This is a genomic window from Pseudomonas sp. SWRI99 (assembly GCF_014270125.1).
Taxonomy (GTDB): domain Bacteria; phylum Pseudomonadota; class Gammaproteobacteria; order Pseudomonadales; family Pseudomonadaceae; genus Aquipseudomonas; species Aquipseudomonas hamedanensis.
This window is the reverse complement of sequence record NZ_JABWQR010000041.1, coordinates 1-23835: the sequence shown is the minus strand read 5'-3', so window position 1 is coordinate 23835 and position 23835 is coordinate 1. Positions and strand designations below refer to the sequence as shown.

18 protein-coding genes are annotated in these 23835 nt (G+C 60.3%); 4 read left to right on the top strand and 14 right to left on the bottom strand.

Going from position 1 to position 23835, the window contains the following annotated elements:
* Positions 1–8 precede the first annotated feature (8 nt).
* The 5 genes from HU743_RS25275 to HU743_RS25255 all read right to left on the bottom strand — a co-directional run bounded on the left by HU743_RS25275 (position 9) and on the right by HU743_RS25255 (position 5442).
* A complete protein-coding gene (locus HU743_RS25275) occupies positions 9–1358 on the bottom strand; it encodes a GntP family permease (protein ID WP_186651973.1) in 1350 nt (449 codons plus the stop codon).
* A 655-nt stretch (positions 1359–2013) separates the two neighbouring features.
* Positions 2014–2631 carry a Fic family protein gene (locus tag HU743_RS25270; RefSeq protein ID WP_186651971.1) on the bottom strand — a complete coding sequence of 206 codons (618 nt, stop codon included), beginning with the start codon at positions 2629–2631 and terminating at the stop codon, positions 2014–2016.
* Between the two features lie 140 nt (positions 2632–2771).
* Positions 2772–3665, bottom strand: a complete 894-nt coding sequence (locus tag HU743_RS25265) for an NAD-dependent epimerase/dehydratase family protein (RefSeq protein ID WP_186651969.1) — start codon at positions 3663–3665, stop codon at positions 2772–2774.
* A gap of 103 nt (positions 3666–3768) precedes the next feature.
* Entirely contained in the window at positions 3769–4680 is a 912-nt protein-coding gene (locus HU743_RS25260; RefSeq protein WP_186618586.1) for a LysR substrate-binding domain-containing protein, read from the bottom strand.
* A 171-nt stretch (positions 4681–4851) separates the two neighbouring features.
* Positions 4852–5442, bottom strand: coding sequence for an NAD(P)H-dependent oxidoreductase (locus tag HU743_RS25255; protein WP_186651967.1), 591 nt, complete (start codon positions 5440–5442; stop codon positions 4852–4854).
* A 181-nt stretch (positions 5443–5623) separates the two neighbouring features.
* Between HU743_RS25255 and HU743_RS25250 the strand changes: the two genes are divergently transcribed.
* Positions 5624–5938: a putative quinol monooxygenase gene (locus tag HU743_RS25250; RefSeq protein ID WP_186651965.1), complete on the top strand. Its 315-nt coding sequence runs from the start codon at positions 5624–5626 to the stop codon at positions 5936–5938.
* Here the strand turns inward: HU743_RS25250 and HU743_RS25245 are convergent.
* Positions 5928–6692, bottom strand: a complete 765-nt coding sequence (locus HU743_RS25245) for a sulfite exporter TauE/SafE family protein (protein WP_186651963.1) — start codon at positions 6690–6692, stop codon at positions 5928–5930. The two genes, HU743_RS25250 and HU743_RS25245, sit on opposite strands and share 11 nt — an antisense overlap.
* 233 nt (positions 6693–6925) lie before the next feature.
* Here HU743_RS25245 and HU743_RS25240 point away from each other — a divergent pair, with 233 nt between their 5' ends.
* Positions 6926–7864 carry a LysR substrate-binding domain-containing protein gene (locus HU743_RS25240; protein WP_186651961.1) on the top strand — a complete coding sequence of 313 codons (939 nt, stop codon included), beginning with the start codon at positions 6926–6928 and terminating at the stop codon, positions 7862–7864.
* Positions 7865–7906: 42 nt separating this feature from the next.
* Complete coding sequence (locus HU743_RS25235) at positions 7907–8257, top strand: cupin domain-containing protein (RefSeq protein WP_122589396.1); 351 nt, start codon at positions 7907–7909, stop codon at positions 8255–8257.
* Between the two features lie 187 nt (positions 8258–8444).
* Here the strand turns inward: HU743_RS25235 and mmsB are convergent, their stop codons facing one another.
* A complete protein-coding gene (gene mmsB / locus HU743_RS25230) occupies positions 8445–9332 on the bottom strand; it encodes a 3-hydroxyisobutyrate dehydrogenase (RefSeq protein WP_186651959.1) in 888 nt (295 codons plus the stop codon).
* A 10-nt stretch (positions 9333–9342) separates the two neighbouring features.
* The gene (locus HU743_RS25225; RefSeq protein ID WP_186651957.1) at positions 9343–10869 is read right to left on the bottom strand and encodes a CoA-acylating methylmalonate-semialdehyde dehydrogenase; all 1527 of its coding nucleotides are present in this window, start codon (positions 10867–10869) and stop codon (positions 9343–9345) included.
* A gap of 149 nt (positions 10870–11018) precedes the next feature.
* On the opposite strand from HU743_RS25225, the gene HU743_RS25220 reads away from it, so the two are divergent.
* A complete protein-coding gene (locus HU743_RS25220) occupies positions 11019–11966 on the top strand; it encodes a LysR family transcriptional regulator (protein WP_186618581.1) in 948 nt (315 codons plus the stop codon).
* Here HU743_RS25220 and HU743_RS25215 read toward each other — a convergent pair.
* The 6 genes from HU743_RS25215 to recC form a co-directional block, all read right to left on the bottom strand.
* Positions 11963–12412, bottom strand: a complete 450-nt coding sequence (locus HU743_RS25215; protein ID WP_186652007.1) for an OmpA family protein — start codon at positions 12410–12412, stop codon at positions 11963–11965. The genes HU743_RS25220 and HU743_RS25215 overlap by 4 nt on opposite strands.
* Positions 12413–12458: 46 nt before the next feature.
* A complete protein-coding gene (locus HU743_RS25210) occupies positions 12459–13727 on the bottom strand; it encodes a diguanylate cyclase (RefSeq protein WP_186618580.1) in 1269 nt (422 codons plus the stop codon).
* Positions 13724–14299: a YfiR family protein gene (locus HU743_RS25205; protein ID WP_186618579.1), complete on the bottom strand. Its 576-nt coding sequence runs from the start codon at positions 14297–14299 to the stop codon at positions 13724–13726. The genes HU743_RS25210 and HU743_RS25205 overlap by 4 nt, the downstream gene beginning before the upstream one ends.
* A gap of 119 nt (positions 14300–14418) precedes the next feature.
* Complete coding sequence (gene recD, locus HU743_RS25200) at positions 14419–16527, bottom strand: exodeoxyribonuclease V subunit alpha (protein ID WP_186651955.1); 2109 nt, start codon at positions 16525–16527, stop codon at positions 14419–14421.
* Positions 16524–20216, bottom strand: coding sequence for an exodeoxyribonuclease V subunit beta (gene recB / locus HU743_RS25195; protein WP_186651953.1), 3693 nt, complete (start codon positions 20214–20216; stop codon positions 16524–16526). The genes recD and recB overlap by 4 nt, the downstream gene beginning before the upstream one ends.
* A complete protein-coding gene (gene recC / locus HU743_RS25190; RefSeq protein WP_186651951.1) occupies positions 20213–23665 on the bottom strand; it encodes an exodeoxyribonuclease V subunit gamma in 3453 nt (1150 codons plus the stop codon). Before recC ends, recB begins: the two co-directional genes overlap by 4 nt.
* Positions 23666–23835 lie beyond the last annotated feature (170 nt).

Genomic DNA, 23835 nt, shown 5'->3' with positions numbered 1-23835 from the left:
GGCTCCGGTTACAGCAGGTAAGAAAGGCCGACGGTCAGCGCGAAAGCGACCAGCGAGATCAACGTCTCAAGCACGGTCCAGGTCTTGAACGTCTGCGCGACGGTCATGTTGAAGTATTCCTTGATCAACCAGAAGCCGCCGTCGTTGACGTGGGAAAAGATAACCGAGCCCGCGCCGGTCGCCAGCACCAGCAACTCCGGGTGTGGATAACCCAGACCGATGGCCACCGGAGCGACGACGCCTGATGCGGTGGTCATCGCAACGGTTGCCGAACCGGTGGCAATACGCATCAACGCCGCAAACAGCCAACCCATAAGCAGCGGTGACAGGTGAAATTCGTGGGCGAGGCCGACGATCTGATCGGTCACACCGGCATCCACCAGAATCCGGTTCAAGCCGCCGCCAGCGCCCACCAGCAAGGTGATGCTGGCTGTCGGCGCGAGGCATTCGTTGGTGAATCTGAGGATCGATTCACGGTTGAAACCTTGGGCAATCCCCAGCGTCCAGAAGCTCAGCAAGGTCGCCAGCAGCAGCGCGATAACCGAATTGCCGATGAACAACAGGAACTGGTTGAAAGCGCTGCCGGGGGTAGAAATCAGATTGGCCCAGCCGCCGATCAACATCAACACCACCGGCAGCAGAATGGTCGCCATGGTGATGCCGAAACCCGGTAGTTTGTCGCGCGGTTCGCGGTCGAGAAATTGCTTTTCCAGCGGGTTGTCCGCCGGCAATTGAATGCGCGGCACGATGAACTTGGCGTACAGCGGGCCGGCGATAATCGCGGTCGGAATGCCGATGGCAATCGCGTACAGCAACGTCTGCCCGACCGAGGCCTGATAGGCCCGCACCGCGAGCATCGCCGCCGGGTGTGGCGGCACCAGCGCGTGTACCACCGAAAGGCCTGCGACCATCGGCAAACCGACCATCAGAATCGACACGCCTACGCGGCGGGCCACGGTGAAAGCGATCGGCACCAGCAAGACGAAACCGACTTCGAAGAACAACGGCAACCCGACCAGAAACGCGATGCAGACCATCGCCCAATGCGCGTTCTTCTCGCCGAATCTCTCGATCAGCGTCCGCGCCATCTGCTCGGCGCCGCCCGACTCGGCCATCATCTTGCCAAGCATCGTCCCCAACGCCACCACCAGCGCAATATGCCCCAGCGTCTTGCCGACCCCGGCCTCGTAGGCGCCAACCACAGCCGACGGCGGCATCCCGGCGACCAGCGCCAGGCCGAGGGAAATCAGGGTGATGACAATGAACGGATTGAGCCGGTAACGGGCGATCAACACGATCAGCGCGATGATGGCCACGGCGGCGTAGACCAGCAGCCAATAGCCGAAGGAAGGCGTCATGCGGTACTCCTCGAAAGGGTCACGTTCGAATGGGTTGTGAAACTCATAAATCATTTCGAGATAGAGATTTCAAACCACATGAAAGTAATTTTCGTGGAGAGGTAAGGCGTGTCGCTGGTGGGTATGTGGTGTCGTGATTAATGAAAATTGCGGGGCTGGATTTTCATGTCTTTCCAAATCACCACAAAACCCTGTGGGAGCGAGCCTGCTCGCGAAGACGTCATCACATCCAACATCTTCATTGACTGATCCACCGCATTCGCGAGCAAGCTCCCACAGTTGGGATTGCATTCCTCCAGCCAGAACGCGGTCAAACTGGAGCGGGCTTGCTCGCGAATGGCTTCACTCGGTGCTCACTGCACTCACACCATTTCGTTACGAATCCATTCAACCATCGACGTGCGCTTCGGTGCCCAGCCATAGACATGTTTTTCAAATCCAGCCAAGCGCTATACTCGCCTGACAACCTCCGTCGAGTTCCTTCCATGAGCCCCACGCTGCGCACCCGAAAAAAACTCACAACCGAAACGTTGATCCGCGCAGTTGCCAGTTCGACAGCTATCGAGACGGGTCAAAGCGTGGAGACCATTGAGCGCAAACTCAAACTGAGATCCAGTAAGTTCCTGCACTTGTCCTTGGCCAAGTAGCCCCGGCTTCAAGTCCATAAAGCCTGCCGAACCCAATACTCCATGGGTTCGTAGTTGCAGTTCAGGCCTTGGTTGATGGCTGCAAAATAAGCCTTTTTGTTTCGTTCCCAACTGCTGTAGTCCAGCGGCACATAGCCCGCCTGCACGGCCATCACATCCGCCAGTAATCGCGACAAGCGTCCGTTACCTTCGCGAAAGGGATGAATAAGGATGAACTCGACGTGCGTTACAGCGATGGCGCGAATCAGGTTCTCGTCCAGATCGGGTCGACATGGCGTGTATTTGGCAAGACAGTCCCTTTCAAATACATCGAGCAACCGAGGAATCTGCGGCGCAGCAGCGAAGAAAAATCCATCCTTGCCCAAATTTACCGCACGAACATCGCCAGCCCATGGATAGATGTTTCCGAGCCAGTGTCGATGCCAATCCTTCAAGTCCTTAACAGTCAGTGGCCGATCAGGCAAATGCTCGATGAGTACCGATTGGTAGAGCTTTTCCAACAAAACCAGCTCTGCATCATCCATGTCTTCGGGCTCGATAATGCCCAGTTTATTGCTCAGCACTTGGTCCCCCGAGCCAGGTTGAAAGCTGCTCTGTGCACCTTCTGCATCGTAACGGTTAATCATCCTTGTACCTGCTGAACTGGCTATTTTCAGATCACCATAGGTCTGGCGTGACACAAGCGCAAAGCCTGAAACGAAAACGGCTGCCCGATGGCAGCCGTTCTGAAGGGTGATAACAAAGCCCAGCGGGGCTTAACGACCAATCACACCATTTCGTTACGAATCCATTCAACCACCGACGTGCGTTTCGGTGCCCAGCCCAGCAGTTCGCGGGCGTGTTGGCCGCGTACTCGGCTGTTGGAGCCGAGGCCATAGTTGGCCATTTCATAGCCCCATTCGGCTTCGGCGTCTTTGAGTGGCCAGTCTTGCGGTTTGCCCAGGTTCAACGCTTCGGCCATGGCGGTGGTCATGTCGATGAACGAGGCTTCACCGCTTTCCACGAAGTAGAAAGTGCCCGGCACGTTCTTGGTCAGCGCCAGCAGATACAGGGCGACGACGTCTTCGATGTGCACGTTGGACCAAATGTTTTGCCCAGTCCCGACGTGGCGAACGACGCCGCTTTTGCGCGCCTGTTTCAGCAGTCGCGGCAATTGCACGCTGTCGCGTTTGACGCCCAGGCTGTGGCCGTAGATCAGCGTGTTGCAGATCACCGCCGAGTTCACGCCATCCTGCGCCGCCGCGAGCACCAGGTTGTCGATGGCCACGCGATCGGCCTTGTCGACGGTAGGTTCGGGCAGGTTGTCTTCGTAGTAGATGTCGTCGCTGGATTTACCGCCCGAGGCATCGCCGACAATGCTCGAACCGCTGGTGTGCAGGAACACTTTGCCGGAACCACGCAAGGCGCCGAGCAACGCTTCAACCGCGCCGCGATGATCGCTGCTGGCAGCGTTGATCACCGCATCAGCGACACGCGCCTGATCAGCCAGCAATTGGCCGTCCTCAAGGGTGCCGATCACGGCACTCATGCCCAATGCCTTCAGCTCGTCAGCCTGCTCGGCGCTGCGTACCAGACCGGTAACGTTGTGCCCGGCCTGCACCAGACCGGTTGCGATGGAACCGCCGATAAATCCGGCGGCGCCGGTGATAAATACGTTCATGGAGAAACTCCCTGCGTGAGTAATTGATGCAGCGAGTATCGACCGATGAACCTCGGCGAAAAACCCGCCACAGGCCAATTCAATCTTGCGCAGGGATCACGAATCAGCCTTTGAAATCGGCGCTGGCGTAGGCCGCGAGTTTGCCCTGGATAAAATCGAGGAAGCACTGGATGCGCAACGCCAATTGCGAGTTGCGGTAGTACACCGCGTTGATTGGCTGGCGGTAGCCGCTGTTGAATTCGCCGAGCAAAACCTTCAAACGCCCGGCGCGGATGTCGTCGATGGTCATGAAGTGAGAAAGGCAGGCGATGCCCTGCCCTTCCAGAGCCAGGTGGCGCACGGTCTCGCCGCTGGAGGCGCTGATCGCCGGGGTGATCGGCCAGCGGTCGCCGTGCACATAGCGCAGCGGCCATTGGTTGAGGCCCTCGTTCTGGGTGAAACCGAGCAGCGTGTGCTCACTCAGATCCGCGACCTGTCGTGGCGCACCGTGTTTTTTCAAATACGCGGGGCTGGCGACGATGAGCAACGGACTGCAGCCGAGTGAACGCGCGTGCAGCGTCGAGTCGGCAAGGGTGCCGATGCGGATGGCGACGTCGGTGCTTTGTTCCAGCAGGTCAATGATCAGGTCGTTGCTGTTGAGTTCGAGCTGAATGTCCGGGTAAAGCCCACGAAATTCGTCGATGTAGGGAACGATGGCGTGGAGCATGAACGGCGACGCGGCGTTGATCCGCAGGCGCCCGGACGGCGTTTGCTGGCGCGAGGAAAGGCGTTCTTCAAGTTGCTCCATCTGATCGAGAATCAGCTTGGCCTGCTCGAAGAAATATTTCCCTTCTTCGGTCAGGTCCATGCGCCGCGTGGTGCGGTTGATCAGCGTGGTGTCGAGCTTGGCTTCGAGTTTCGACAACGTGCGGCTCACCGCCGACGGCGTCTGCCCGACCTGCTCGGCAGCGGCGGAAATCGAACCGCATTCGATCACGCAGACGAAGATCTGTAACTCATCGGATCTGGCTTTCACAGAAATTCTCTAATCGAATACATATTCATTGTGGCGAGGGAGCTTGCTCCCGCTGGAGTGCGTAGCGCTCCGTGTTCTTGTGTTCAAAACAGGGGTCTGCTTCGCACCCCGGCGGGAGCAAGCGCCCTCGCCACAGAGTGGGTCGAGCTATTCGATAGTAGCTGAATCGCCTTACGCCTTGAGACCAAACACCTGCTGCAGATGCTGTTCATAGCGCACCACATCATTTTCGATATTCGGACGCTTCATCACGTCGACGCAGAGGAACGTCGGCAGCGCAGTCATGCCCAGAAACTCATTGGCCTTGTGGAACGGGAAATACACCGCGTCCACGCCTTTGGCTTCGAAGAAATCCGTCGGGTCATCGAAGGCTTGCTGCGGCGCGTTCCAGGTCAGCGACAGCATGTATTGTTTGCCCTGAATCAGACCGCCGCTGCCGTACTTCTGCGAAGCGTCGGAGCGGGTGCGGCCGTCGCTGGCGTAGAGGCTGCCATGGCCCTCAGTGAACACTTCGTCGATGTATTTTTTCACCGTCCACGGCGCGCCCATCCACCAGCCTGGCATCTGATAAATGATCACGTCAGCCCAAAGGAACTTGGCCACTTCTTCGGCAACGTCGTAGCCCTCATCGATGAAGGTGGTCTTGACGTCGACACCGCCGCGATCGAGCACGCTCAGTGCGGTTTCGTGCAGGGTGGAGTTGTAGCGGCCATCGGAGTGGGCGAATTTTTTACCGCCATTGAGCAACAGGACTTTTTTCATCGGAAAACCTCGGCGCAGCCCTTGAGCTGGTTGGAATCAGGAAATGGAATGGCGGCAGATTAACCATCGACCTCGCGCGGAAACAGCCACATCGGCGCAAAATACAATTGAGCAAAACGCACGAATCAATAGCGCATTGTTGCCGTAGCATTCGCCGCTTTCTGAATTCGAGGAAGTTGTGATGAGTGAACGCCAGGGTTTCATCCTGCACGCCAAGACCCGTCCGGAAAAAGCCGCCGCGTTCGAAGCGCTGTTCCGCGCCTACGTCGAACCGAGCCGCGCCGAACCCGGCTGCATCGAGTACCACATGCTGCGCGACAAGGAAGATCCGACGCTGTTTATCTTTTACGAGATTTGGGAAAGCCAGGCGCATCTGGATGTGCACTCGGCGTTACCGCACATGAAGGCGTTTTTCGCCAAACGCATGGAGTATCTGGAGCGTGATTTCGACATCCGCCCGATCGACATGCTCAGCGACTCCTCGGCTAGCCGCTGATCAACAAATGGGCGCCGAGCGCGCCCAGTCCGACAAAGAACACGCGCTTGAACAACACCGCACTGATGCGCTGGCGCAGCCATTGGCCGAGCCACATGCCGAGCATGGCCGGGATCAGCGCCAGCAGCGAGGCGCTCAATTCAGCGCCGCCGAGTGCGCCGTGCCAGAGCAGTCCGGCAGCCAGCGCCAGGGTCGAGACGGTGAACGACAGGCCGAGCGCCTGCACCAGTTCATCGCGGCTCAGCCCCAACGCCTGCAAATACGGCACCGCTGGAATGACGAACACGCCGGTGGCCGAGGTGATGATGCCGGTGATCAAGCCACACAGCGGGCCGAGCCACGCTTCATGGCGCGGTTTGACGTGCAGCGTGGGCAGGAAAAGTCCGCTCAATGCGTACAGCAACAGCGCCGCGCCGAGTCCGCGAACCACCCAGTGCCCGCCGGACATGCCGATCCAGAGTGTGCCGAGGCCCGTGCCGAGAAAGATCAGCAGCAACAGGGGCCAGAGGCGTTTGATCAAACTGTTCAGATGACCGCCGAAGGCAAGTTGCCAGAGGTTGGTCAAGGTTGCGGGGATGATCAACAGTGCGGCTGCCTGTGCCGGCGCCATAGCCAGACCGAGCAGACCCATCGCGACGGTGGGCAGGCCGAGGCCTATCACGCCTTTGACCATGCCGGCGAGGAGGAAGGTGGCGATGACCAGCAGGGACAGGGTCAGGCCGAGGTTTTGGTAGAAGTTGGTTAGCGTGTGCATGGGGGGTAATGTGCGCTGATCGGGGCTGGGTGAAAATCTGCCATATACTGAGGGTGTCTCTTTCTTTGCAAGAGGCTGATGTTTGCAGTGATGCATCTGGCCTCATCGCTGGCAAGCCAGCTCCCACAGGATCTCGGTTGTTCATCCATTTAGAGATCAACAATGAAACCTGTGGGAGCTGGCTTGCCAGCGAAAGGGCCAGCCCAGCCACCACAAAAACCAGAGGCAAACCCATGCACTTCAACCTCACCGACCTGCGCCTCTACCTGCACATCCTCGACAGCGGCAACATCACCGCCGGCGCCGTGCGCAGCCACTTGTCCCTCGCCGCCGCCAGCGCCAGAATCCGTGCGATGGAGGCCTCGCTGGGCACCGGGTTTCTGCAGCGCGGCCGCCGTGGTGTCACCCCGACACCGGCCGGCAAGGCCCTCGCCCACCACGCGCGCATCCTTTTGCAACAGGCCGAACGCATGCAGCAGGATCTCGCCGAATACGCCCAAGGCGTCAAAGGTCAGGTGCGGCTGTTGTGCAACACCACGGCAATCACTGAATACCTGCCGGAAGTGCTCGCTGATTTTCTGCGTGACCAGCCCAATCTCGACATCGATTTACAGGAATTGCCGAGCGCGCGGATTACCCATGCCTTGCGTGAAGGCGCAGCGGATCTGGGCATAGTCTCCGACGCGGTCGACACCAACGGCCTACAGACTGAGGCGTTTCGTGACGATCCGCTGGTGCTGATTCTGCCGCACGACCACCCGTTGTCTGACGTCGACGAGGTCAATTTCAGCGATGCGTTGCAACACGATTTCGTGGGACTGAGCGCCGACAGTGCACTGGCGATTTATCTGGAAGAACAGGCGCTGCACAGCGGCGCGCGGATGCAGGTGCGCATCCGCGCTGACGGTTTCGATGGCGTGATGCGCATGGTCGCGCGTGGTGCCGGCCTGGGCATCGTGCCGCTGGCAGCGGTGCAGCGCGCGACGGTCGGCCGATTCAAGCGCGTGACACTCAATGAGCCCTGGGCCCGCCGCACGTTGTTGCTTTGCGCGAGAGATTTCGCGGCGCTGCCAGGTTATGCCCAGGCGTTGTTACAAGCGCTCATCGATGCGCGCGTTTCTGAGCACCCCGATGTCGACCCCAGACAACCGGACGCTAACCGGGCGCTATAGGGTGCGACTTCAATTCTCAAGTCCACTAGCCCCGGAGTCCCCATGACCGCGACCGCCCCTATCACCGTTCTGCGCGACACTCACCCGCTGCCGGTACTCGACGCCTGCAAGTGGGAAAAACTCGAAGGCGACCCGCACACCGTCAACCTCAACGCCTACACCAGCGAAGACGGCAGCAAGATCATGGGCACCTGGATCTGCACACCGGGCAAGTGGCGCGTCGAATATGTGAAGTGGGAATACTGCCATTTCCAGGAAGGTTACTGCGTGATCACCCCGGACGGCATGGCGCCGATTCACCTGCGCGCTGGCGATATCTTCGTGGTTGAGCCAGGGATGAAAGGCACGTGGGAAGTGGTCGAGACCGTGCGTAAATATTTCGTCTTTGCTTGATGCAAAAAAGCCGGGAGATCACCTGTGGCGAGGGAGCTTGCTCCCGCTCGGCTGCGCAGCAGACGTAACCTCAGCAAATGCGGTTTTTCTGAAGAACCGCATTTGCCGTGTTTAGGCCTGCTGCGCAGACCAGCGGGAGCAAGCTCCCTCGCCACAAAAAGCCCTTTCACCTCAGATTTTTGAACAGTTACTGCGGCTTGCGATAGCTGTTGATGATCGCCGAAAAGTCTTTCCCGCCGTCACCGCGCTGGCTCATCGCCTGATACAACTGCTGCGCCACCGCGCCGAGCACCACCGGTTGATGCGCCTGCCTTGCCGCTTCCGTCGCCAGCCCGAGATCCTTGAGCATCAATTCCGCACCGAATCCGCCGGTATAACCGCGCGAAGCCGGGGCCGTTTCGACGATGCCCGGCCACGGGTTGTACATCTCCGAACTCCAGCAACGCCCGGTCGAGCTGTTGATGATGCCGGCCAGCACGCCAGTGTCGATGCCCAGTGCATCACCCAAGGCCATCGCTTCACTGACGCCAACCATGGAAATCGCCAGCAGCAGGTTGTTGCAGATCTTGGCGATCTGCCCGGTGCCGACTTCACCGCAGTGCACGATGTTACGGCCCATTTGCGCCAGCACCGGTTGCAGCGTCGCGAACAGTTCCGGGGTGGCGCCGACCATGAAGGTCAGTGTCCCGGCCGTCGCGCCGCCAGTGCCGCCGGAGACTGGCGCATCGGCCATGGCCACGCCGTGTTTCGCCGCCGCGGCGGCCACATCGCGGGCGGTCTGCGGATCGATGGTGCTGCAATCCACCGCCGGTACGCCTTGGCGAATCCCGGCGAGTACGCCCTCTTCGCCCAGCCAGACGCTGCGCACATGCACAGCGGCCGGCAGCATGGTGATCACCAGATCGGCATCTTCCGCCGCCTCGCGCGCCGATCCGCGGATGGTCCCGCCCAGTTGCTCCAGTTCCGCCAGCACGGTTTTGTTCAGGTCGACCAGGTTCAGCGAGTGGCCGGCCTTGATCAAGTTCCGGGCCATCGGCGCGCCCATGTTGCCCAGCCCGATAAATGCGATTTTCATGATCGATTCCTCAGCGCAGGTTGATGGTGGTGTTCACGCCGTCGTTGACGCTGTCGTCATCGAACCAGCGCGCCGTGACCGTTTTGGTCTGCGTGTAGAACTGCACCACTTGCTTGCCGTACGGGCCGAGGTCGCCGAGTTTCGAACCGCGCGAACCGGTGAAGCTGAAGAACGGCACCGGCACCGGAATCGGAATATTGATGCCGACCTGACCGACGTCGATTTCACTCTGGAATTTGCGCGCCGCCGCGCCGCTCTGGGTGAACAGACCGGTGCCGTTGCCGAACGGGTTGGCGTTGACCAGGGCAATCGCTTGATCGAGGGTATCGACTTCCAGCACCACCAGCACCGGGCCGAAGATTTCCTGGGTGTAGATCTGCATGTCGGTGGTCACGCCCGAAAACAGGGTCGGACCGACAAAGTTGCCCTGTTCGTAGCCCGGCACGCTGATGTCGCGACCGTCCAGTTCAAGCTTGGCACCTTCCTTGATGCCGCTTTCGATCAGTTCAAGAATGCGCGCCTTGGCTTTTTTCGAGATCACCGGGCCGACGTCGGTGCCCGGCTCGCTGCCGGCGTTGACCTTGAGTTTCTGCGCCAGCGCTTTCAGATCCGGCAGCCATTGTTTTGCGGCACCGACCAGCACCACCACCGAGGTGGCCATGCAGCGTTGCCCGGCTGCACCGAAACCGGCGCCGACCAAGGCGTTCAGCGCTTGCTCGCGATTGGCATCCGGCAGCACCACGGCGTGGTTTTTCGCGCCCATCATCGACTGCACGCGTTTGCCGTGTTTACCGGCAAGATCGTAAACGTGAGTGCCGACCGCGGTCGAACCAACGAATGACACGGCTTTGATGTCCTTGTGCGTGCACAGGCCATCGACCACATCTTTACCGCCATGAACAACGTTGAGGACGCCAGCAGGAACGCCGGCCTCGATCGCCAATTCGACCAGCAGCATGGTCGACAGCGGATCCTGTTCCGAAGGCTTGAGAACGAAGGTGTTGCCGCAGGCGATCGCCATCGGGAACATCCACAGCGGAATCATTGCCGGAAAGTTGAACGGCGTGATGCCAGCGCAGACGCCGATCGGCTGGCGCAGCGTATAGGTGTCGACACCACCCGCGACATTCTCGGCGAACTCGCCCATTTGCAGGGAGCCGATGGAGCAGGCGTGTTCGACCACTTCTAGGCCACGAAAAATATCGCCCTCAGCGTCAGCGATGGTCTTGCCTTGCTCGGCGCTGAGGACCACGGCGATGCGCTTGGAATGTTCGCGGATCAGCGCTTGCAGCTTGAGCATGATGCGCATCCGCGCGCCGATCGGGGTCAGTTTCCAGGTCTGGAAGGCACGCTGGGCGGCGCTGACAGCGGCATCGACCTCAGCGGCGGTGGCGAACGGGACCTTGGCCAGCACTTGCTGGGTCGCCGGGTTGACGATGTCGTGCCATTCGGCGGTCTGCGATTCGACCCACTCGCCGTCGATCAACAGCTTGACCTTCTGGACCGTGGTTTCGTTGGGCGTAAGCGATGCGTTCATGCTGGTCTCCGAAACTTGTTTTTATCGTAGGAGCCAAGGCGAAAGGTTCGCCTTGAGATGAGGCGTGTGTCACGAATTGGTTGTCGGACTGTTTTTGGAGTATAGATGTGCAAACTTCTAATAAGAACGCACATAAAAGCCCGTCCATCATGCAAAAAAACATCACCTCATTAGGCTCGCTGAACTGGGATGACTTGAAGTTTTTCCTCGAAGTCGCCCGTACCCGCAAGGCCAGCACCGCCGCCAAACGCCTGGCCGTCGACTACACAACAGTGTCGCGGCGGATCGGCTCACTGGAAGCGGCGCTCGGTACGCTGTTGTTCGAAAAGTCCCGCACCAGCGGCTTTGTCCTGACTGCCGAAGGCCAGCGTTTGCTCGGGTATGCCGAGTCGATCGAAAGCACGCTGCACATGGCCTGCGAGCAGGTCTCCGGCTCAGGCGTGGCGCTGTCCGGGCATGTGCGCATGGGTTGCACCGAAGGCTTCGGCAGCTTTTTCATCACGCCGCAATTGAGCCATTTCGTCGACGCCTACCCCGCGATTTCAGTGGACATCCTGCCGCTGCCACACTTCATCAGCCTGTCCAAGCGCGAGGCCGACATCGTCATTGCGCTGGAGCGCCCGGAACACGGGCCGTATGTCTGCTGCAAACTCTGCGACTACCGCTTGCAGCTCTACGCGACTCAAGACTATCTGGACAAACACCCACCGATCCGCCGCCCGGCTGACTTGAGCAAGCATCAATTCATCAGTTATGTGGATGATCTGGCGTTCAGCTCGGAGCTGCTTTACCTGGCCAACGTGCTGCCCGGTGCCAGTGCGCATTTGCGCAGCACCAGCGTGATCGCGCAATTCGTTGCGGCGCAGCAGGGGCGCTCGCTGGCCATTCTGCCGTGCTTCCTCGCCGCGCAAGATCCGCGTCTGCTACCGGTGCTGCCGGAGGAAATCGATATCACCCGGCAGTTCTGGATGTACTGCCGGGAGGATCTGCGCAAGCTCAAGCGGATTACGTTGTTGTGGGATTACATCAGGGAAGTGACTGAGCGTAATCAGGCATTACTGATGGGGCAGACGCGGGAAATGCGCTTTGCCGATTAACCGGCGCTGACCACAATCGACACCCGGCGGTTTTCCGTGCGACCCGCGGCGGTGTCGTTGGGCGCCACCGGTTCGCTGCTGCCGAGGCCCTGCAGCTGGATATTCTCGGGTTTCATGCCGATTGTGCCCAGCACGTTGGCGACGCTTTTGGCCCGGCGCAGCGACAATTGCTGGTTGTAGATCTCCTTGCCTGACGCATCGGTATGACCGTCGACCCGTACGCGTTCGATGCCGGCGCCCAGCAAGGCCTTGCCGATGCGTTCGACGATTTGCGTGCTGGGCGCATTCAGGCTTTCGACGTCACTGCCGAACAGCACCTTGCCCGACAGGCCAAATTCCCAACCTTCGTCGGTCAGTTCAAAACCTTGCTGTTTGAGCACGGCGATCTGTGCAGGAGAAAGGCCTTTTAGCGTGCTTTGGCAGCCGCTCAGGGCCAACGCCGCCATCAATAGCAACGCAAAAAAAGATCGCTTGGACACTATAAACACGGGTTCAGCTCCTGGATTGAACGGGATCGACCGGGTCCTCCGACCCGGCCGTGAATTGCGCACCGCGCGACAGGCGTTTGGCCTGGTACATCGCTGCGTCGGCGGCATTGAGCAGAGCACCGGGCGTGGTGCCATGATCGGGAAAAACCGCGACGCCGATACTGAGCGAAGTCACGACACTGCTGTCACCCGGCAGCGCAATGGGCATGTCCATGCTGGCGAGGATTTTGTCGGCAATGCGCTCGGCGTCTTCGACCGAGTGCAGCGGTGTGAGTAACACGGCGAACTCGTCACCGCCCAGCCGCGCCACCAGATCTTCTTCACGCAGTTGCGCGCGGACGCGATTGGCGACAGCCACTAACACCGCGTCGCCGGCGGCGTGGCCGAAGTTATCGTTGATGCCTTTGAAACGGTCACTGTCGAGAAACAACACGGCGACACGCTCGTTCAGTTTCTTGCCGTTTCGCAAGGCACGAATCAGCCGTCCTTCGAAAAACGCCCGGTTCGGCAGACCGGTGAGGCTGTCGTGGCTGGCTTGATGGGCGAGGGTTTCGTTTTCGTTTTGCAGGTGGGTCTGCCAGGACTCCAGTTCATCGAGCAGGGCATTGAAGTCGTTGCCGAGGTTGTCGAGTTCGGCAATCTGCGCCGGCGGCACGCGCCGATCCAGCGCGCGTTCGCTACGCGCGGCATGCGCCACTTTAGCGAGGCCGTGCAACGGGCCGATGATGGCGCGCAACTGCCGCCGCGCCAGATAGAGCGCAACCCAGGCGCTGATCGCGGTGCACAGCACAATGCCGGCCAGGCCGCTGAGCAGAAAGCGCATCAGGCTACCGCCGTGACCGATGAGCAATACCCGGCCGATTTCGCGATTCTGATGCTCGATCGGCAGGCTGACCGGTTTTTCCAGGACGGCGCGGGTGATCTGCATTTCCAGCTCGGAGAACAGACCGCTTTCAGCTCGCTGCCATTGCGCAATCAATTGGCCTTGAGCGTCCAGCACCTTGGCATCTGCCACTTCCTCGGTGGCGGCGATCAGGGCCAGCGCTTCAGTGGCTGCCGCCTTGTCGTTGAAAACTACAGCGGCCTCAACGGTGTAGCTGATCGAGCGAGCAATCAGGTGCAGATTGTGATCGGCGTAAACCCGTAGCGCCAACACGCCAAGCAAGGTCAGCGAAACACTGGCCATCGCGACCCCCACCAGCGCGACGATCAGATGTCCACGGCCAATGACCGAGCCCAGGGTCGGGCGGGTTTTCGATGTGAATAGCCTCATGGTGCCGCCGCTTTGCGACGCGACAATTGCAGCACGCTTGGATGAATGCGCACGCCGCTGCGGGCGACGGAGTCGAGGTTGACCTCGAAGGACACTTGCTCATCCCCTACGCGCAGGCAGAACAGACTGCCGACGGTGCATTGGTCATCGCTTTCGCTGATGCTCAGCACCGGATGGCCGATCAACGCGGCGAACAGCCGGCTGCGCTCATCGGCGGTGAGTTTGCCGATGTAGACCGCATCGCATTGATTGACGATGGCCGGGTTGTCGGCCAGCAGGCGACGTACCGTCACCGGTCGACCGGTCGCCTGCGTGGTGCCTTTGACCAGATCGTCGGTGTATTCGGTAGGGCCGACGATGCACAGGCGCAGTTGTGCTGGCTCAACCGGCCAGCGCGCATAACTGAGGATGCCAAGAACCACTTGGGTGACTGATTTGGCTCGCTGCTCCGCCATGCCCGGCGATGTTGACGGCTGTGCGCAGGCCGCGCTCGCCAGCAACCAGAGCAAACCGACGCGCAACACGTGCTTGCCGCCAATGACGCGCCCTGTCGCCGAGACAGACACCTTCATGCAGGGATTCTCTTGGGTTGTAGCGAAATGATGCCGCAACGATAGCACAGCGTTGAAACACCAGCGAGGCGGCGACCTCTGACCGGTTGGTCAGCAATCGCCACGGCGCGCCGAGGTTCTCATCCGCGAGGTTCGCTGCCCTCCTCCAGCTCCAGCATCAGCCCGCTCAGACGCTTGACCTTGCGCTGGACCGCCTCTTCGAAGACCCCGGCGCGCGGCTCGATCAAGGTGAACCAGTGCTTGGCCCGGGTGATGCCGGTGTAAATCAACTCCTTGGTCAGCACCGGATTCAGAGCATCCGGCAGGATCAAAGCGGTGTGGGCAAATTCCGAACCCTGCGACTTGTGTACCGTCATTGCATAGACGGTTTCCACATCATTGAGCCGGCTGGGCAGGACGAAGCGCACCCCGCCTTGCCCATCGTTGCGTGGAAAGGCCACGCGCAAAACCGTTTTGCCGGCATCCGGCCCTTCGCGCTCGGGCAGCTTGAGGGCGATGCCGATGTCGCCATTCATCAAGCCGAGGCCGTAGTCGTTTCGGGTCATCAACACCGGACGGCCTTCGTACCACTGCTGGTCGTTGTCGATCAGACGCGCCTTGAGCAACGCGGCAGTGATGCGCTGGTTCAAGCCTTCGACACCCCACGGTCCCTTGCGCACAGCGCACAACAACTGAAAGGTGTCGAACGCCTCCAAGACTTCGCGAGCCCAGTCGACCCAGTCCGGATGCTCGAGCGGCCGGCCCTGCGCCGGACGCTGATTGCGCAGCAGGCTCAGATAATGCCGGTAACCTTGCGGCCCCTCCCCGTGCCCTTCAAGCAGCAGACGCTCCAGCGTGTGGTCATGCTCGCCCTTTAGCGGCAGTGAATAAACATCCTCATAATGCCCGCCCGCCAATAACTGACGCGCCTCATCCGGTAACTGCTGGTTGACCCGGCGCGCGAGCTGGCCAATCCCACTGCCCTCGCCAAAGCGCCGCGAGTGACGCAGCATCACCACCTGTTGCGCCAACGGATGCGAGCCATCGACGTCCTCGAACAAGCCGCTGCCCTGCAGGCGCTCGCCACTGACCGACTCCAGCCACTCTCGGGTCTGCGGGTTGTACCAGCCGTGTTCGGCGTCACGGCAAAGATCCCCGAGCACTGCGCCGGCCTCCACAGACGCCAGTTGGTCCTTGTCACCCAGCAACACCAGACGGGCGTGATCGGGCAATGCGTCGAGCAGGTTGGCCATCATTTCCAGGTCAATCATCGAGGCTTCATCGACCACTAGCACATCCAGCGGAAGACGATTGCCCGCGTGGTGACGGAAGTGCCGTGTGCCGGGACGGCTGCCAAGCAAGCGGTGCACGGTGGTCACATCGCAGGGAATTTTTGCCCGCACGTCTTCGGCGACTTTCAACGATTGCACTTGCTGGCTGATCGACTCGGTCAACCGCGCAGCGGCTTTTCCGGTCGGGGCGGCGAGGCGGATGCGCAGCGGATGACCGGACTCCACCGCCGGCGCTTGCAGCAAGGCGAGCAGGCGCACCACCGTCGTTGTTTTACCGGTGCCCGGACCGCCCGTGACAATGCTGAAGGCACCGCGGGTGGCGAGGGCACAGGCGAGTTTCTGCCAGTCGATCAGCGCGCCCGCTCTGGCCGAACCAAACAGCTCGTCGAGGCGTTGCGGCAGATCATTCGGTGGCGCCTCACCTTGGGCGAGACGTTGGCGCAACGCGCTGTCGATGCGCCTTTCGTAAGTCCAGTAACGGCGCAGGTACAGGCGTTTGCCGGACAGCACCAGCGGGCGCTCTTGCGCTGTTTCACTGGAATCGACGGCGAGCGCCACCAGGCGGCTACCCGCCAGGGTTTTGCACCAATGCGCACCATCCAGCGCTTCAAGCAACTGCGAAGGCAGTAGCAACACGCCGCCTTGCACGTCGCCCTCGGGCGGTAATGACAGGGCGAAATCCGGGGCCTTCAAGGTTTCGAACAAATCGAGGCAGACGTGTCCGTGACCCAGTTGATGGCTGGTCAACGCAGCGGCAAGCAGCACCAACGGATCGGTATCCGGCTCAAGCTCGTGAAGGAAGGCAACGAATGCCTTGTCCAGCGCGCGAAGCCAGCCGCGTTCGACCCAGCGGGTCAGCAACAGCAGCAGATCATCGGCGCGGGTCAGTGGCGCAAGTCCAGAGAGACTCTCGGCCGTCAACGGTGTCGGCAACAGATCGGCAAAGGTGCGGCTCATAGCAGGACTCCCTGTTCCCATGCGGGTTCGGCCTTGGGTTCGGGTTGGCCCTGAAACATCCGGTCCAGCCGTTCGATCAACTCACGAGGCGGACGAGCGAAATAGACGCCACGACTGTCGGCGCGAGTGCCGCGCAGGAAAAGATACAGCGCACCGCCGACGTGCCGGTCGTAATCGTAGTCGGGCAAGCGGGCCTTGAGCTGACGATGCAGTGCCAGCAGGTAGAGCACATATTGCAAGTCGTAGCGGTTGTCGAGAATCGACTGTTCCATCGCTTGCCTGGTGTAGGCGAGATCATCCACACCCAGCCAGTTGGATTTGTAATCCGCGACGTAATAACGGCCATGGTGCTCGAAGGTCAGGTCGATGAAGCCCTTGAACATGCCGTTCAGTTGCACCGGCTCTGCCGCCACGCGAGCGACGCCGTTGTGGGTCTGCTGGCGGACCAGTTCATCGAGTTTGAGCACGTCGACTTTATGGCTGGCGAACCAGAACTCCATTTCTACGCGGTACTGCTTTAGTTGCTCGAGAATCACCGGCGGCTGCCCATCGGCAATCGGCAAGGGAGATTTGAGCAGATGCTGCAGCCAGTCACTCAAGGTGGTAATCCAGCCTTCCCAGCCACGCAGGTTGCAACGACGGGCGACGGCATCCTCCAGCGCCTCGCGCGTTACTACGAAGCTGTCGTCACTCCCCGCCCACTCCAGCAAACCGTGAAGAAACGTCCCGGGATTTGGGCCACGGGGGAAACGATGGATATCGGCGCCGCCGGCCATGATTTCGCGCGGGGCGTCAGGGTCGAGGCGTTCGTCATCGAACAGCTTTTGTGCTTGCGGACTGTCCGGCGCTTCGTCGCTGCCGCTACTTAAAATGTCACTGATACGCAGGGCGCTGTAGGACGCGATCCACCAGTTCTCGCTCGCCTTGCGCTTGGGCAACAGCGTGGCACTGAGGACAGCTTCGCTGCGCACAGGCTGGTAGTGTTCGTCGGTGGGCGGCGGCATTCCATCAATAGCGATCACCGGACAGTCTTGCTGCAGGTCTTGCAACCAACGTCCGAGTCCTGCCGACTCCTCCAGAGATGCCCCACCGCCGAGCAGATACCCCAACGCTGAAAGGTGCAGAACCGAGCTGCTGTTATTGCCGCGCTTGAGGTCCGCCACTCCCAGCCAACAGGCATGCTGCGCGCGGGTCAAGGCGACATAGAGCAGGCGCAAATCTTCGGCCAGACGCTCTTCGTCCGCTTGCGCGATCAACTCGGCGGTCGGTTTCAGGCTGACCTGCGCCGTGCCCGTCGCGTCATGGTAATGCAGCGGCAAACGGCTGCCGTCGACCGGTTTTGCCGAACACACGAATGGCAGGAACACCAATGGATACTCGAGCCCTTTCGATTTGTGGATGGTCACCACTTTGACCAACTGCTCGTCGCTTTCCAGACGCAGGATCTGCTCCTCGCCGGCCTGACCGGACAAGGCCAGGAGCTCGGCCAAGTGGCGAATCAGTGCTTGTTCGCCATCGAGTTCGGCGGCGGCTTGCTGCATCAGTTCGGACAGGTGCAAAAGGTTGGTCAGCACTCGCTCGCCATCGCTGCGAGCCATCAGGGTCTGCGGCAAATGAAAGTCGTGCAGCAGGCGTCGCAGCATCGGCAGTACGCCCTGCTTGCGCCAGATGTCGCGATAACCGCGAAACTGCATGACGCGGGCCTCCCAGACCAGCTCGTCCTGGTTGAGTCGTTCCAGTTCAGCCAAAGGCAGGTTCAGCGTGATGCAGGCCAACGCGGCCTTGAGCAAGCGCTCGACGTCAGGTTCGGCGCAGGCCTTGAGCCAGGACAGCAGGTCGTGCGCTTCCTGCGAGGCGAAAACCGAGTCCTTGTCAGACAGGTAGACACTGCGCACCCCACGGGCGGCAAGCTCACTGCGCACGGCCTGCGCCTCCTTGCCATCACGAACGAGGATCGCGATATCCGAGGGGCGCAGGCCGACGAAATCGTTGCCGGCCCGAACGAATCCAGCACTGCCGCGCTGTCCGCCATTAAGCAACGCGGTGATTTCGCTGGCACAGGCCGCCGCCAATTGTTGTCGATACACCGCGCCTGACAATGGCTGGTCGCTGCTCAACAGCCAGACGTTGAGCGCCGCGACGTCCTTGCCGGCAATCTGAAATTTTTCTTTGCGTCCCTGAGAGTCGACGGCCAGGAACGGCACGGGATTTTCGCCGTTACTCTCCCGGAACAAAAACGCGCCGCGCCCCTGCTCGCGGGACTCGGCGCGCTCGAATACATGATTGACCGCCTTGACCATGCCATGGCTGGATCGAAAGTTAGTGCCCAGCGTATGCAAGCGTCCGGCGGTGGCCTGGCGCGCACGCAGATAGGTGTAGATGTCCGCGCCACGGAAGGCGTAAATCGCCTGTTTGGGATCGCCGATCAGAAACAGGCCGGTGTCGGGACTGTTGTCTTCGATGCGATAAATACTCTCGAAAATCCGGTACTGCACCGGGTCGGTGTCCTGGAACTCATCGATCAGCGCCACCGGGAATTGCTCGCGAATCAATGTCGCAAGACGCTCACCGCCCTCCGATTGCAGCGCGGCATCCAGGCGCAAAAGCATGTCGTCAAAACCCATTTCGGCGCGACGGCGTTTTTCTTCTTCGAAGCGCGCGCCGACCCACTTGGCCGCGTGCTGCAAAACCGCCGCATCAGGAGTCGGCAACGCGTCGAGACTCGACTTGAGTCCGGGCATGGCGTCCAGCCCCGGATGATTCGGCGCCTGGCCCTTCCAGGCTTCAGCCATGCCATCGGGAGTCAGCCGACTGAAACCGGTGCCGATGTCCAACTGCTCCAGAGCTTCGTCCTCGGCCCATGCCTTGAGTTTCTCGAACCACGGTTCGAAGTAGCGCGCCTGCATCTTGCGACCGTCGACAGTTTTGCTGGCAACGCCTTGGTGACAAGTCGCGAGCAGTTCGTCTGCCCATTGGCGCCACGGCATTTTCAGCTCGCTCAAGGCCGCACGGCGTTCCAGCAAGCAGGCGTCGATCAGCTCGGAGGGCGTCTTGTCTTCGTCACTGTCGCGCGCGCTGGCGAACAGACCGCGAACGCGCGGGAGCAGAGCCGCAGGGCCGCCCCAATTGCTGCGAACCCAGTTCAGGGCGTCTCCCTGCATCGGGTAGCAGAACAACCGCCAGTAATCACGCAGCACTTCGCCGAGCAAATCGCTGTGATCGGTCTCCAGCGATTGGGTGAACAGGCTTCCGCTGTCGAAAGCATGTTCACGCAACATGCGCTGGCACCAGCTGTGAATGGTCGAAACGGCGGCTTCGTCCATCCACTGCGCAGCAATATCAAGACGATTGGCGCAACCTGGCCATTGCTGGTGATCAAACTGGCCACGCAGTTCGGCGATCAAGCCGTCCGGAGCCGGCGTCTCGTCACGAAAGAAGCGTGCGGCTTCGGCCAGCCGTGTACGAATCCGCTCGCGCAGTTCTTTGGTCGCGGCATCGGTGAACGTCACGACCAGAATTTGCGGCGGCAGCAGTTCGCGGCCGAAGCTGCTGGCCTCACCACCGTGTCCCAGGATCAGCCGCAGATAAAGCGCCGAGATGGTGAAAGTCTTGCCCGTGCCGGCGCTGGCTTCGATCAACTGGCTGCCACGCAGAGGAAATGCCAGCGCCAAAGGTGTTTTCGTACTCATGCACATGCCCCGTCACTGGACAATGAACGCCAAGGGGCTTCGAGCAATGGCCGATACAAGGCGTCGCACCAACCGGAGAATGTCTCGTCCATCATTAATGCATCGAAGTCGGCAAACTGGCGTGACAGCGCCGGGCTCTCACGGCGTTCGCCATCGCTGGTCTGGCCGTCACCTTCATAGGCTTTGCGGGCCGCGGCTTCGGCCTTGAGCGGATCGGTCTGGGACAACCAGGCAAAAGCGGTTTTCACAGCGATCGGCAAAGGTTGACGCATACCAGCCTGCCAGGCGAGGAGCAGGTCGCCAAGCAACCCCAGCGCACGGTCTTGCGCCATCGGTTCAAGCAGCAAGGTGTCGTCACTGGCAACCAGTGCCGTGGTCAATGCCAGTCCGCTTGCACAGGCCACAAGGTGATTGACCCACGGTTTGGTCAACCGATGCCACTTGCGACTTTTGATCGAGCCGATGCTATTGGGAATGGTCGTGACTGATAGCAGGCCACCGTCGGCGCGTTGATGCAGACCTGAAAGCCATCCGTCGATACGTAAACCCTGAAGGTCGAGATTGAGCGCAATCGCGCTGGTCAATGGCGTCGGCCATAACGTCAGCAACTGTTGATAACGCTGCACCAGATCGGGCAGCGGTTCGATCAATTCGCGTTGCAGGCATTCGCCAAATCCGGCCATTGGTAATAGCCCGCTGTTTTGCAGACGTCGTGCCTGGGTTTCGAGCGCCTGGACGATATTGTCCGGTTGCCCGAGCGCTGCCTCGAGCAGGCTGTCGCTGAGCGTATAACGCTGCAAAGCGTCCAGCACGAAGGGTTCTTCATTAGCGAGCGGCGCCTCGGCCGCTTCGAAAAACACTTTCAGTCGTTGCGTGAAGAAATGCCTTACCGGGTTACGCAAAAAATCCTGCAGCAGGGCCAGGCTCAGCGGCTCTTCCTGAACAAAGGCGGAGAGTAATTCTGCGTGGTTATCGGTTGCCTGTTGCTGATGCAGCACCTGCCATTCACTGGCATAGCTGAACAGTGGGTCCCCCTCATGGAAATAACGCGCACTGAACGGCTGCAGTGGGTGCTCTTGGGTCATCGCCCCGAGCAGATCCTGACCTTCCTCCAGCAGACGCCAGCCGCTGGCGAGATGATCGCGCAACTGGCCGATCAGTACCGAAGCAGGCCGCTCGCTGTTGTCGCGAATGCTGCGCCCGACCCAACTGATATATAGCTGATCGCGCGCGGAAAGGAGCGCCTCAAGCAACAGATAACGGTCGTCCTCACGCCGCGATCGATCGCCCGGGCGGTAGTCGCTGCCCATCAGGTCGAAGTCCAGCGGCGGTTGCGCACGGGGGTAATCGCCATCGTTCATGCCCAGCAAACACACCAGTTTGAACGGAATGGCGCGCATCGGCATCAGCGTGCAGAAATTTACCGCCCCGGCGAGGAAACGCTGAGATAAGCGGCCCTGGTCCAGACCGGCAAGCCAAGCCTCACGAACGACCGTCAACGGCAGGTCATCGACCAGACCGACCGCTTCACAGGTTTCCAGCCAGGTTTCGCGAAGCTCTTCCAACTGAGCCAGCAGGTAATCGTCGTGCTCATTGCTCGCCTTGAAGAACAACTGCATGAGCGCGTGCAGGCGCTGGCCCCATTCCTTGGGTTGCGCCGGTTGCATGAGCTGCTGATGGGCGAGTTCCAATGCATCCAGCAGGGCAACCAGTGGACCGATCAATGCGGCGTCCAGCCCACCAATTTCATCATAGGGTTCAATCCCTGCGCAGGCGCCGGCGCTGCCGACGGCGTAACCGAGCAGCATCCGCCGCAGACCGAAATGCCAGCTGTTTTGCTCAAGTTCCTCCGGCAAACCCAGCCCTGCGCGTTGTTCGGCGTTCATGCCCCAGCGCACCCCCGCGCCCTCGATCCAGCGATGCAATGTGGGCAGGTCACGCTCCTCCACACCGAAACGGGCGCGTAAGGCGGGGACGTCGAGCAGATCGAGAATCTCGCTGACGGGAAAACGACTGTCGGGGAGTTTAAGCAGATGCTCGACCGCAATCAGCAGCGGATCGCGGCCCCGCTGGCCCTGATCCGCCAAGGTGAAGGGAATGAAACGTGGATCGTGCCGATCAAGCTGACCAAACACCGCGCGGATATGCGGTGCATAGCTGTCGATATCGGGCACCATCACAATAACATCGCGAGGGCGCAGGTCCGGATTGGCGCTGAAACGCGCGAGTAACTGGTCATGCAGGACTTCCACTTCGCGTTGAGCGCTGTGGGCGATGTGAAAACGGATCGACTCGTCTTTTTGCAGATCGACAGCAGGCCAGTGCTCGCGCGTCTCGTTGAGTGGGCGCAGTTCTAAAATGTCGTCCTGCAGTTGATTGAGCAGATTCTGTGGCCGGGTTTCACTGAACAGGTCGATGCGGCCATCGCGGAAGGCTGCACGATAGCTGTCGGGGTCGTCATAGCTGTCGAGCAGATTGATGTAATCCCGACCTTGCTTACCCCATGCAGCCAAGAGCGGGTGAGCATGTTGATGCAGTATCTCGGGATCAAGTACAACAGGCATTCCATTCTTACGGGACTGGCGCTTGTATTGGTGACGCAGCAAATCCTTGTCGGCGACGATATCCGCCCAGTGGTGTCGGCAAGGGTTGTGCACACAAAGCAGAACCTGACTGAAACGCGCGAGCCCGGCCAGTGCTTCAAGGACTTGGGCCGGCAACGAAGAAATCCCGAAAACGATCACCCGTGATGGCAGTACCGCCGGCGCCTCGGCAAGGGTGTTGATTCGCTCGATAAAGCGTTGATGAACGCCGGCACGACTTTGCGCCATGCCTTGCTCGCCGACATCATTCAGCAATGCGCGCCACAGTTCGGCTTGCCAGCAACTGGTGGCAGGCAGCGCTTTGGCTTCGCCTCGGACATTTCGCAATTGGTGCCGCCCTTCGGCCCAGTCTTCAAGCCAATCGGCCCGGTACACCTGATATTGGTCGAATAGATCCGCCAGGCGCTCGGACAGTTGATAGCGTTTACGCAAATCGGTGTCGTGGGTGAGGAAGCGTTGCAGCGGCTCGAAATGCGGGCGGTCAATCACCTGGGGGAGCAGCCGCATGAGACGCCAGGTCAGCGGCGCCTTATCGAGCAGGGATTTGGCTGGAATTTCGTCGCGCCCCAAAACCATGCGATAGAGCTGCCACATGAAACTGCCAGGTAGTTGCACATCGATCGCCGCAGCGATACCGCAGCCACCCAGGTCGCCCTCTTGCGGATCTTCGGCCAAGGCCAACTTGAGCCATTGAGCGATGCCGTTGCTTTGCACCAGCGCAATCTCGTTCTCCAGTGGCGCCAATGGGTAACGACGCATGATGCTGACCACCAGGCTGCGCAGTTCGTCCAGGCTGTTGCTCTGGACCACCATGAATGCAGCGTTGAGGGACTGGGCGTCCGGCATAGAGGTTTCCTTGGAGAAGTACGAAAGCCAGGGCAGAACCTTAGCATTGTCGGCAGGTTGTGACAGCCGGACGGCGTCTGCGAATGCTGTAAGAACTTTCTCGCAGGCAAAACAAAACCCCAACTGCTTTCGCAATTGGGGTTTCGGAATTTAATCTTGACGATGACCTA